This window comes from Leisingera sp. ANG-Vp (assembly GCF_000813725.1).
GTDB lineage: Bacteria > Pseudomonadota > Alphaproteobacteria > Rhodobacterales > Rhodobacteraceae > Leisingera.
Genome location: NZ_JWLD01000023.1, coordinates 1 through 11,091, shown reverse-complemented (window position 1 = coordinate 11,091; position 11,091 = coordinate 1). Strand labels below are relative to the sequence as shown.

Annotated in this window: 8 protein-coding genes; 1 reads left to right on the top strand and 7 read right to left on the bottom strand. The window is 62.7% G+C overall.

Features of this window, described 5'->3' with window-relative positions; all coding sequences use genetic code 11:
- Window positions 1–178: 178 nt before the first annotated feature.
- Both RA20_RS09020 and RA20_RS09015 read right to left on the bottom strand, forming a co-directional pair.
- Window positions 179–940 carry an ABC transporter ATP-binding protein gene (locus RA20_RS09020; protein ID WP_039127116.1) on the bottom strand — a complete coding sequence of 254 codons (762 nt, stop codon included), beginning with the start codon at window positions 938–940 and terminating at the stop codon, window positions 179–181.
- A 5-nt stretch (window positions 941–945) separates the two neighbouring features.
- The gene (locus RA20_RS09015) at window positions 946–3,012 is read right to left on the bottom strand and encodes a TonB-dependent receptor (RefSeq protein ID WP_039127115.1); all 2,067 of its coding nucleotides are present in this window, start codon (window positions 3,010–3,012) and stop codon (window positions 946–948) included.
- Window positions 3,013–3,442: 430 nt separating this feature from the next.
- Between RA20_RS09015 and RA20_RS09010 the strand changes: the two genes are divergently transcribed.
- A complete protein-coding gene (locus RA20_RS09010) occupies window positions 3,443–4,489 on the top strand; it encodes a siderophore-interacting protein (RefSeq protein WP_039127112.1) in 1,047 nt (348 codons plus the stop codon).
- 126 nt (window positions 4,490–4,615) lie between these two features.
- Here RA20_RS09010 and RA20_RS09005 read toward each other — a convergent pair whose 3' ends face one another.
- The 5 genes from RA20_RS09005 to RA20_RS08985 form a co-directional block, all read right to left on the bottom strand.
- The gene (locus tag RA20_RS09005; RefSeq protein WP_039127109.1) at window positions 4,616–5,632 is read right to left on the bottom strand and encodes a GlxA family transcriptional regulator; all 1,017 of its coding nucleotides are present in this window, start codon (window positions 5,630–5,632) and stop codon (window positions 4,616–4,618) included.
- 73 nt (window positions 5,633–5,705) lie between these two features.
- Complete coding sequence (gene nhaC, locus RA20_RS09000) at window positions 5,706–7,136, bottom strand: Na+/H+ antiporter NhaC (RefSeq protein WP_052248903.1); 1,431 nt, start codon at window positions 7,134–7,136, stop codon at window positions 5,706–5,708.
- Between the two features lie 471 nt (window positions 7,137–7,607).
- Window positions 7,608–9,056 carry an NAD-dependent succinate-semialdehyde dehydrogenase gene (locus tag RA20_RS08995; RefSeq protein ID WP_039127103.1) on the bottom strand — a complete coding sequence of 483 codons (1,449 nt, stop codon included), beginning with the start codon at window positions 9,054–9,056 and terminating at the stop codon, window positions 7,608–7,610.
- A gap of 73 nt (window positions 9,057–9,129) precedes the next feature.
- Entirely contained in the window at window positions 9,130–10,800 is a 1,671-nt protein-coding gene (locus RA20_RS08990; protein WP_039127100.1) for a BCCT family transporter, read from the bottom strand.
- Window positions 10,801–10,891: 91 nt separating this feature from the next.
- The coding region (locus RA20_RS08985) for an aldehyde dehydrogenase family protein (RefSeq protein WP_039127097.1) at window positions 10,892–11,091 on the bottom strand (200 nt) is incomplete at its 5' end.

The window sequence follows — 11,091 nt, the reverse complement described above, 5'->3', positions numbered from 1 at the left end:
CCACACCCAGGCTCAGCAGCTGCTCACCCAGCATCCAGTTGGACACGATCACCCGTTGCGGCGGCACGTCAAAACTCTGCTCGCCCCGGCTGTCAGTAATGGTCACGCCGGCGGCCGGCGCCGCCAGCGGCATCAAGGCCAAGAGAAAGGCAATAATCATCCGCATCAAAGAGCTCCCTCAGAAAACCGCGACCGGCTGCTGCCGATCCGGATGAGTCAAAATGGCGGGCTGCAGCCCGTAGACCTGCTGCAGCACTTCCGGCCGCATCAGCGCATCTGCGCCGCCGTCAAAGACGACCCGTCCCTGCCGCAGCGCGATGATGCGATCGGCATAGGCCGCAGCAATGTTCACATCATGCAGGATGATCAGCTGGCCGGTCCCGCTCTCCCGGTTCAGCCCGCGCAGCAGCTGCATCACCTGCTGCTGATGCGGGATATCCAGCGCCGAGAGAGGCTCATCCAGCAGGCAATAGCGGGTGTCCTGCGCAATCATCGCGGCAATCCAGCCGCGCTGCCGTTCGCCGCCGGACAGGGCATCGGTCAGCTGCTCCGCATAGTCCGGCAGCCCGACCCGCTCAATCGCGGCGTCCGCCGCGGCGTGATCCGCGCGCGTCCAGCCCCGCAGTGCCCCGCGCCAGGGAAACCGCGCCAGCAGAACCATCTCGCGCAGGGTCAGCCCCGGCGCCGGCGGCAGAATCTGCGGCAGATAGGCCACCTGCCGGGCAAACCCCCGCGCGCCATAGTCGCTGAGCGGCTTGCCGCCCAGACGGATTTGACCGGCCAGCCACTGCTGCCGTGCCAGCCCCGCCAGCAGGGTGGATTTGCCCGATCCGTTATGGCCGAGCAAAACCGTGATTTCATGCGGATCCAGCTCCAGCCCGGCAATATCCAGGACCTGCCGCCCGTCGTAGCTGGCAGAGATGTTTTCAAGCTGGAACATGCAGATCAGAACCTGATGGTGTAATCAGCCGAGATCGTGCGGCCTGGCGCCTTGACGTAGTAGTAATCGTCGTACCCAAATGCCTGAACCGAATAGGACTGCTGCAGAACAGGCACATAGTCCTCGTCAAAGAGGTTGTGGATGCCCACCCGCAGGGTTCCCGGTCCGACATCGAACCGCGCGGTGCTGTCGACCACCATGTAGCTTTCGATATTCTGCAACCCCGTGAACTGGCTGGAGTCCGGATCGTGGCTGCCCGAGTAAAGCACATCCAGACGGTAGTCGGACCAGACATTGGGTGCAAAGGCCACATAAGCCGTCAGCTTGGTCGGCGCCACCCGGTCAGAACCGAGATCGCTGTCCCGCACACCGTCGCCATCGGTGTCGTAATCCCCGTCCAGCAGGGTCGCGGTGCCGCCGATCTTCCAGGTCTCGTTGAACGTGTAGTCTGCAGTCAGCTCGATCCCTTCGATCCGCTCCGGCGCCAGCACCAGGTTCAGGTCCGCATCATAGGTCTCGCCCGCATTGGAGTCGCTGCGGAACACAGCGGCGGAGTAGTCGAACCCGCCAAAACCGCCCCGGATCCCCAGCTCATAGCTCTCGGTGCGCTGGCCTTCGCCGTCGATCGAATCGACGCTGGCAAATGTCGAATCCGCCAGGGCCCGTGACAGCGCGCCAAGCTGGAAGGTCTCGGCATAGCCCCCGAACACGGTCACAGAAGGCGTGATCTCATAGGACGCCGAGGCGTTCCACAGCGGCTCCCGGTATTTGACTTCCCCGCCCTGCACAGTGGACGTGCCGTTGAAGAAGGTGGCGACATCCACATCCAGCACTTCATAGCGCAGGCCCCCGGTCAGGTTCAGCCTGCCCGCGTCGTATGTCAGCTGGGCAAACGGCGCATAGCCGGTCATCTTCATGTCCGGTGTGGTGGCCACTGCAGTATCGATCGGATTGACCTTGGTTTCATCCCGCAGGACGTCCAGGCCCCAAACCACCCGGGTGGCCCCGGAGACCGGCGTGTTGAAGGTCAGCCGCGCGCCGGTCTTCTGGCTTTCGGTCTCATACTGAGGATACTCAAATCCCAGGAATTCGGTCCGGGTGAAGGTGTTGGTGCGGTCGTTGTGGTAGACCAGCAGGTCCATCGACCCCCCCAGCACATCCTCGTTGAGGTATTTCAGGCTGAGGCTGCGGTTTTCGGTGCCCGGCGTGCGGGTGTTCAGGCTGCCCGCACTTGGGGTTGCGCTGGTGTTGGCAGCAATGCTGCCGCCGGCAACCCGGCCGGCCCAATTGCTGTCCTGCTCGTAATCATACGTGCTGAGCGAGACCTCCAGCCGCTGGCTTTCTGTCAGATCGACGCCGCCCTTTACCAAAAGGTCGTAGGCGCGGATGTCATCGGTCCCGCCCTGAGTGCCAAAGCTGTCCGGCGGCCGCCGCTCGCCCGTGGCCGCAAAGGAACTGCCGGTGTCTTTCACCGCCAGCGACAGCAGGTAGTCAAACCGTCCGGCCTTTTGCGCGGTCAGCGCCTGCATCCGGTATGACAGCGAGTCGCCCGGCTCTTCATCCTGGAAGCTCAGGCCAAAGGACAGCTCGGTGAAACGCTCCCCATCTTTGGGTTTTCTGGTGATCACATTGACCAGACCGCCGGCCCCGCCAAAGCCATAAGCCGCAGTGGTTCCCCGCACCACCTCGATCTGTTCAACCGCCGACAAGCCGATGCCGCTGAGGGCACGGAAGTCGTTGTTCAGCGTGTTGGTCTGCGGAACACCATCAATGAAAGTCAGAAAGTTGCGGCCGCGCAGCGTTTGCCCGTACTCGGTCAGGTTTGCCGTCGGCACGGCAAAGCCGGGCACGGTCTTGCCCAGGATCTCGCCGACCTGCGTGTTTACTGTGGCGCGTTCCTTGATTTCCTCTTCGCCGATCACGGAAACAGAAACCGTCGCCTCTTCAACAAGCGTCTCGGTTCCGCGGTTTGCGCTGACGAGGATCGGCGCAAGCTCCACCACATCCTCCTGGCCAAAGGCAGAGGTTGCGGCGGCCAGCGCCAGTACGCTCACCGTAGTCCAGATTTTCATGAGAATGTCCCAGTTCAGATGTTTTGATGCGTCTCGGCCTGGCATCGGGCTGGGCTTGTTGCGGCGCTTCCTGCACGAAAAGGATGCGCCGATCAATAAAAAAGTGAACCAGAGATCACATTTTTCTTCTGCTGATTTTGCGCTGCGGTGGCATGTGCGCCCCGCCGGCACCCGGAGTTTTTGAAACATGCCGGACCAGAGGAACTGCCGGATTTCTCCCGTAAAACAAGCATGTTAAGCGGCAATTTTGCGCTGCAACCTCATCCTTCACCCCGCTTAGCGTTAGCAGCCGCTCCGCCCGCAAATGCTCAGCCATCACCATCCAGGTTTGAATTCTCTGAGGTTGACTAATCTGGCGGGCATGTCTTTCTGCCCGCAGCCACTTCCTCAGAAGCAGCCATTTCCCGCACAATCAAACTCTGAGGTTCCGATGACCCGCGCGCATCAGCCGGCCTATTTTGCCGCCAGCCCCCTCCCCCATCTGACCTATCCGGCCGTTCAGGAGGCTGTGAGCGGCTACGCCCGGCAGCATGAGCTGGCTCAAGAGCTGGACGATGGCAGCTGGATCTCGGTCGGCACCAGTTACGGAACCTACCGGTTTGTCGCAGAAGATGCCGGGGTGAGGGCAGAAGTCTCGGCTTCCCGCGCCGACTGGCACCGGATGCTCAAGGATAATCTGGCCGACATGCTGGAACATTATGCGCCGGACACCGCTGCAGCAATCCATTGGTCCGATGCCGAGGGGGCCGGGGCCCGTCCCGCCAATTTCCAGCTGATGAGCATTCTCTCTGTAACCCCGCTTGGCCGGAACTTTCTGCGGATCGAAGCCCAGGCTCAGGATCTTTCCAGCTTCAATGAAGACTCGATACATTTCCGATTGGCCCTGCCTAAGCCGGGGAATACCGAACCGGAATGGCCGGTTGTAACCGAAGGCGGCACCACCAGGTGGCCGTCAGGCGCAAAATCCTTGCACCGTCCGGTTTACACGGCCCGCTTTGCCGACCCCGTGACCAACATCCTGACCTTCGATGTCTTCATCCATGAAGGCGGCCGCACAACCGCATGGGCGCAAAGCGCATCGCCGGGGCAAGTGATCGGGCTCACGGGGCCCGGCGGCGGCGGCGTGCCGCAGACAGAGAAGATCAGCATCTATTCCGACGAAACCGGTTTTCCAGCTGTTGCCCGGCTGATGGAAGCCCTGCCTGAAACAGTTTCCGGCCATGTCATTCTGCAAGCAGGAGAAGCCGGAGCCTATGACCTGCCGCACCATCCCGGCCTGACAGTTGAATGGGCCGCCCGGCCGGACGGGGGCTGCCTGGCCGAAACCGCTATTTCGGCACTTCCCCAAGACCCGCAGCATTTCCTCTGGTTCACTGCCGAACGCGCGCAAACGCAAAAGCTGCGGGCGCATTGCAAATCCATCGGTCTGGACACAAAGGCCCACTACATCGCCGCCTATTGGACTGCGTCCCAGTGAAACTGCGGGCCACCGGGATCAGACCGGGTTTTCCTCGGCACAGGCTTTTTCATAAGACGCCAGCAAAGCCCGGCCGGGATTCCGGGGACCTCTTTGGTCCTCATCCAGCCGCGCCGCGTGCTGCACCTATTCGGGTGCGCTGCTCCAGCTCTTGCGGAAGGACGCGGGTGACTGCCCGTAGCGTTTCTTGAACCGGATCGAAAGCTGCGTTGCACTGCTGAACCCGGTCGCTGCTGAAATCTCGGCGACAGTCATGTTGGTTTCATTCAGCAGCGCCAGCGCCCGCCCTACGCGAAGCTCGATATAAAACTGCCCCGGCGACGTGCCGACGTAGCGCTGGAACAGCCGCTCCAGCTGGCGCCGCGAAATCTGGGCGTGATCCGCCACTTCGCCAATATCCACCGGTTCCTCGATGGTTTCGTGCATGAACTGCATGGCGTTGATCAGGTGCTGGTTGCGGCTGCTCAGCGCCACCGAATAGGCCGACTTCTGCAGGGCCTCGCGGTTGTTGGAGCGGAAATGGATGCACATGTCAGAGACAATGACGGCCAAGTCCTTGCCGTGGTCCGTTTCGATCATCTCCAGCATCATGTCGGTGGCCGCATTGCCGCCGCCGCAGGTCATCAGCCCGTTGTCGATTTCATAGAGGTTTGCGGTAGGCTCCAGTCCCGGAAAATACTCTGAGAAAGACGGCTGGTTCTCCCAATGCAGGGTAAAACGCTGCTGCTGCAGAATGCCGGCCTGAGCCAAGGCAAAGGCGCCGGTGCAGATGCCGCCGAACCGGCTGCCGTGGGCGTTCTGCCGCCGGATCCACGCGAGTGTCCGCGAGTTGGTGCTGTCCGAAGGTTCAATGCCGGAACAGACAAAGGCAAAGCTGCCGCGGGGCAGGTCCTCCAGATCCAGATCGGTATTGATCCCGATCCCGTTGGAACAGAGCACCGGTGCGCCGTCCTCGCTCATCAGGAACCAGCGGTACAGCTCCTTGCCCGTCACCTGATTGGCAATCCGCAAAGGCTCCACGGCGGCGCTGAACGCCAGCATGGTCAGCTTCGGCAGAAGCAGGAAGTAGATGTCTTTTGGCGGCCCGTCGTAATCAACCCGGAAACTGGCCGCACCTTTCGGGACATAGCTGCGGGAAAGCATATCGGTAACCTAACAGATGGGGTGTTTACATCAAAATGCGCGCCGGGGGGGAGGACCCGGCGCGCGTCGGCGGTCAGGCGGTCACTTGCGCCACCGGCTCGCCGCTGTCTTCCCATTCGGCGATTTCCTCATCGCTCGCCTTGGGCGAGAACAGGCCGGTCATGGCGTAGAAGATGCCGATGAGCGGCGACAGCCAGCAGGCAAAGGCCAGCGGGATGTACAGCAGGTTCTCGAAGTTGCCGTCGGCAATCCCCAGCGCCAGAGCCGAGATCACAAAGGCGCCGCCGGCGTTCCAGGGGATCAGCGGCGAGACCAGCGTGCCGCCTTCCTCGATGGCGCGCGACAGGTTCAGCGGCGAATACTTCATGCCGCGGTAAACCGGCGCATACATCCGGCCCGGCAGGGCAATCGACAGATACGGATCACCCGCCACGGTGTTGGTCGCGACCGAGGTCAGAATGGCCGAGGTCTGGATGCCGGCAAAGCTTTTGACCCGGGCGATGATCACCTCGATGATCGCCTGCAAGCAGCCGGTGCGCTCCAGCGCGCCGCCGAAGCCCAGTGCCAGCAGCACCAGCGAGATGGTCCACATCATCGACTGGATGCCGCCGCGGTTCAGCAGCGGGTCGATTTCCGCAACACCGGTGTCGATGGAATAGCCGCTGTTGGCGAAGGTGAAGGTCTCGTGCAGGCCCGCGCCCTGACAGGCCATCGCCATGATGCCGCCCACGACAGCACCGGCAAACAGCGACGGGATCGGCGGCTGTTTCTTCACCGCCAGGATGATCACCAGCACGGCCGGCAGCAGCATCAGCGGCGAGATCCAGAAGGCGCTGTCCAGCGCTGCGGTGATCGCGTCGATCCGCTCAAACGACACTTGCGAGGTGTCGATTAGGGTGAAGCCCACAACCAGGTAGATCACCAGCGCAATCAGCATCGACGGCACGGTGGTCGGCAGCATGTTGCGGATGTGGTCGAACAGATTGGTACCGGTGACGGCGGGGGCCAGGTTCGTGGTGTCCGACAGCGGCGAGATCTTGTCGCCGAAGAACGCGCCCGAAACCACCGCGCCGGCGGTCCAGTACATCGGGATGCCAAAGCCTGCGCCAATGCCCATCAGCGCCAGGCCAACGGTGCCCACAGTGCCCCAGGAGGTGCCCAGAGATACCGATACGATGGAGCACAGCACCATGCCTGCGGCCAGGAACAGCTCCGGCGACAGGATCTTGAGGCCATAGTAGATCAGCGTCGGCACGGTGCCGCTGGCAATCCAGATGCCCACGATCATGCCAACGGTGATCAGGATCGACACCGACGGCAGCGAGATGTTGATGACGTGGAACACGCCTTCTTCGATGTTGTTCCACTTGTGGCCCAGCTTCAGCCCCACCAGAGCGGTGATGGCGATGCCGATGGCCAGCGGGATATGCGGGGTGAAATCCCCGAAATAGAACAGCTGGACGCCCAGAACGGCCAGCGTCAGCAGGATCGGCAGCAGCGCCATTCCCAGCCCGGGTTTTGCAATATTCGGATCAGATTGTGACACGGGGTTTCTCCTCCCTTGGGTCAGATCGCCTGTGCGAGGCGGATGCGGCCAAACACCAGAGATCCGCGTCCCGGACTCGATGCCAGCGCGCCGGAATGATCAGTATTTGCGACATTTGAGCGGGAAGAACCGACTTGCGGTCAGGTGCCATCGATTCTGGCCGGCAAGGGGAGGGCAGCTTTCACAGAACGTGGCGGCAGCAAGTCTGACCTGCTGCGGCTGCCAAGGCGCAACTGGCGCGTCCTGGCACTTGTTTCCCAAAGCCCGGCCGCAAAACAGTGGGTAAAGGGAGACGCGCCACACGCGCTTTCCTCATTATTAGCAATGCCTTAACGCGGCATTTCACAGCCAGAAAATTGGCCTTCTTTCGAGGAGGAGCTCTCGTGCCTGCGGCCGGAAGGACCGGCCACAGCGCTTTACGTACTAGGGTCACACGCTCAAGCAGCAGTATTTCAGCTCGAGATAATCCTCGATCCCGTATTTGGAGCCTTCGCGGCCCAGGCCGGACTGCTTGATGCCGCCAAAGGGGGCCACTTCGGTGGAGATCAGCCCGGTGTTGACGCCGACCATGCCGTATTCCAGCCCTTCCATCACCTGATAGATCCGGCTCAGGTCGCGGCTGTAGAAATAGGAGGCCAGGCCGAACTCGGTGTCATTGGCCGCCGCCAGCACCTCTTCCACCTCCGAGAAGCGGAACACTGGCGCCAGCGGGCCAAAGGTCTCTTCCCGCGCCACCGCCATGTCCTGGGTGGCGCCGGCAATCACCGTTGGCTGGAAGAAGGTGCCGCCGCGTTCATGCTCTGCGCCGCCGGTGGAGATCTGGCCGCCCTTGGCCACCGCATCGGCGATGTGCTCGCGCACCTTCTCCACCGCAGCCTCGCTGATCAGCGGCCCGATTGCAGTGCCCTCGGCAAAGCCGTCGCCCACCGGCAGGGCCGCAACAGCCGCCGACAGTTTTTCAACAAAGGCGTCGTATACCGCATCCTGCACATAGATCCGGTTGGTGCAGACGCAGGTCTGGCCGGCGTTGCGGAACTTCGAGATCATCGCGCCCTCGACCGCGGCATCCAGGTCTGCATCGTCAAACACGATGAAGGGCGCGTTGCCGCCCAGCTCCAGCGACAGTTTCTTGATCTGGTCCGCCCCCTGGCGCATCAGGATGCTGCCCACTCCGGTGGAACCGGTAAAGCTGATCTTGCGCATCGCCGGGTTCTCGCAGAACTCAAGGCCAACGCCGCGGCTGTCGGTTGACGGCAGCACCGAGAACACGCCCGCGGGGATGCCCGCCTCTTCGCCCAGCTTGGCAATCGCCAGCGCCGACAGCGGGGTTTCGCTGGCAGGGCGCACCACCATGGCACAGCCCGCCGCCAGCGCCGGGCCCGCCTTGCGGGTGATCATCGCATTGGGGAAGTTCCACGGTGTGATCGCGCCGACCACGCCCACCGGCTGTTTCATCACCAGAATGCGCTTGTCACGCTGGTGGCCGGGGATGGTGTCGCCATAGATCCGCTTGGCCTCTTCCGCAAACCACTCGATAAAGCTGGCGCCATACATGATCTCGCCTTTGGCCTCGGCCAGCGGCTTGCCCATTTCGGCGGTCAGGATCGCGGCCAGGTCATCGGCATGGGCCACCATCAGGTCGAACCACTTGCGCAGCACTGCCGCGCGCTCCTTGCCGGTGCGCTGCGCCCAGTCCTTTTGCGCAACCTGTGCCGCGGCGATGGCGCCCTTGGCGTCATCAACAGTGCAGTCGGCTACTTCAGCCAGCACTTCGCCGGTGGAGGGGTTCTTGACCGCAAAGCGGGCATCGCGGGGCTGCCACTCGCCGTTTAGATAGGCGTCGCTCAGCAGCAGGTCAGGGCGGGAGAGAGAGAGCATGTGCAAAACTCCTGTTCAGTAAGGAAATGGGCGGGGTCTCCCCCGCCCGGTTTCGGATTTTTGAGGGTCCGGTTCAGGCGTGCAGGTCGCCGTCCAGCGCAGTGCCGTCCGGCGCACTCGCAGCCGCGCTGGAGACCGCAGCCGGGTCCTCCATCAGCGACTTGATCACGCCCCAGGCCATCATCACCACCAGGACCGAGATCGGCAGCGCGGCGGCAATTGCTGCTGTCTGCAGCGCCGACAGCCCGCCGGCCATCAGCAGCACCGCGGCCACTAGGCCTTGCGCCGCGCCCCAGATCACCCGGTGCATCTTCGGCGGATGGGCGTTGCCCATCGACAGGATCGTGGTCACCACCAGGGTGCCGGAGTCCGAGCTGGTGATGAACCAGGTGGCCAGCAGGAAAGTGGTCAGCGCCGAGACCACCCAGGCCAGGGTGCCGCCATCGGCCAGCCGGTCGATGGTGCCGAACAGGGTACCGCCCAGGTTCCAGCTGTTGACCATGTCGATCAGGCCCGCGGTGCCCACACCGCCTTCGGCGTTCAGCTCAAAGAACAGCGCGTTGCCGCCAAAGATGGAGATCCAGATGAAGGCCATGGTGGTGGGCACCAGCATGGCGCCGAACATGAACTCGCGGATAGTGCGGCCCTTGGAGATACGGGCGATGAACATGCCGACAAAGGGAGCCCAGCTCAGCCACCAGCCCCAGTAGAAGATGGTCCAGCCGCCCTGCCAGGCCACGTCGCCCGGTGCAGAGGCAGTCCAGAAGCCCATCGACAGGAACTGGGTCACATAATCGCCGGTGGCGTTCAGGAAGAAGCCTGCCAGCCACTGGGTCGGCCCTGCGATCACGAAGAACAGGATCAGCGCGATGGTCAGCACGATGTTCCATTCCGACAGGATCTTGATGCCGCGGCCGACGCCCGAGACCGCCGACAGGGTCGCGATGATCGAGATGATGATGACCAGCGCCACCTGGGTGCCGGTGCCCGGATCGATGCCGAACAGCACATTCATGCCATGCGCCATCTGATTGACACCCAGCCCCATCGAGGTTGCGATGCCGAAAACGGTGCCGAACACCGCCAGCAGGTCCACCGCATGGCCTGCGGGGCCATAGATCCGCTCGCCCAGGATCGGATAGAGCGCCGAGCGGAAGGTCAGCGGCAGCTTCTTGCGGAAGGCAAAATACCCAAGCGCCAGCCCGGTCAGCGTATAGATCGCCCAGCCGTGCAGCCCCCAATGGAAGTTGGTCACCCGCACCGCGTCAACCGCACGCTGCACGTCCATTTCCGTATGCCCCGCCGCATCGGCAAAGGGATTGTTGGGGTAGCCCCAGCCCGCCGAATTGTCGAAGTAAAACAGCGGCTCGGCCACGCCAAAGAACATAATGCCGATCGACACCGAGGCCGAAAACAGCATCGCAAACCAGGAAAACCGGCTGAATTCCGGCTTGGCATCATCATCGCCCAGGCGGATCGAGCCGAACCGGCTGAACATCAGGAACAGGCAGGCAAACAGGATGATGATCACCGAGCTGATGTAATACCAGCTCAGCGCGCCCTCGACCCAGGCGCGGATGCCGCCATAGATCTTGCCTGCGTATTCCACGTTCAGGATTGTGAACACCACAAAGGCCGCCACCATCGCCTTGGAGGCGATGCTCATGCCGTTGTGAAGCCCTTTGAACAGCCCTTTGCCGGCGACCAGATGGTCCCCGCCTCCGGGCCTGTAGTCTCTCGCCATGGTTTCCTCCCTTAGGCAATGACCAGTGTTTCCGGCGGCGCAGGATGCGCTGCCGGGGATGCAATTTTCCTCTGCTGGGATCAGTCCCGCCCTACCGCATGACGAAGGGGTCTGGGATTTGTTCGTCTGTTGTTCTGAGCCAGACGGCTTTTGTTTTCGTGTAGTCGAGGGCGGCCTGGAGGCCGCCTTCGCGGCCGTGTCCGGAGAGGCCGTGGCCGCCGAAGGGGGCGATCGGGCTGACGGCGCGGTAGGGGTTGACCCAGACGGTGCCTGCGGGGGGGGCGGGGGTCA

What these genes read in the sequence shown, in the direction of transcription:
- RA20_RS09020 (WP_039127116.1), bottom strand. Translation starts at nt 940, where the DNA reads ATGTTCCAGCTTGAAAACATCTCTGCCAGCTACGACGGGCGGCAGGTC.
- RA20_RS09015 (WP_039127115.1), bottom strand. Translation starts at nt 3,012, where the DNA reads ATGAAAATCTGGACTACGGTGAGCGTACTGGCGCTGGCCGCCGCAACC.
- RA20_RS09010 (WP_039127112.1), top strand. Translation starts at nt 3,443, where the DNA reads ATGACCCGCGCGCATCAGCCGGCCTATTTTGCCGCCAGCCCCCTCCCC.
- RA20_RS09005 (WP_039127109.1), bottom strand. Translation starts at nt 5,632, where the DNA reads ATGCTTTCCCGCAGCTATGTCCCGAAAGGTGCGGCCAGTTTCCGGGTT.
- nhaC (WP_052248903.1), bottom strand. Translation starts at nt 7,136, where the DNA reads ATGGCGCTGCTGCCGATCCTGCTGACGCTGGCCGTTCTGGGCGTCCAG.
- RA20_RS08995 (WP_039127103.1), bottom strand. Translation starts at nt 9,056, where the DNA reads ATGCTCTCTCTCTCCCGCCCTGACCTGCTGCTGAGCGACGCCTATCTA.
- RA20_RS08990 (WP_039127100.1), bottom strand. Translation starts at nt 10,800, where the DNA reads ATGGCGAGAGACTACAGGCCCGGAGGCGGGGACCATCTGGTCGCCGGC.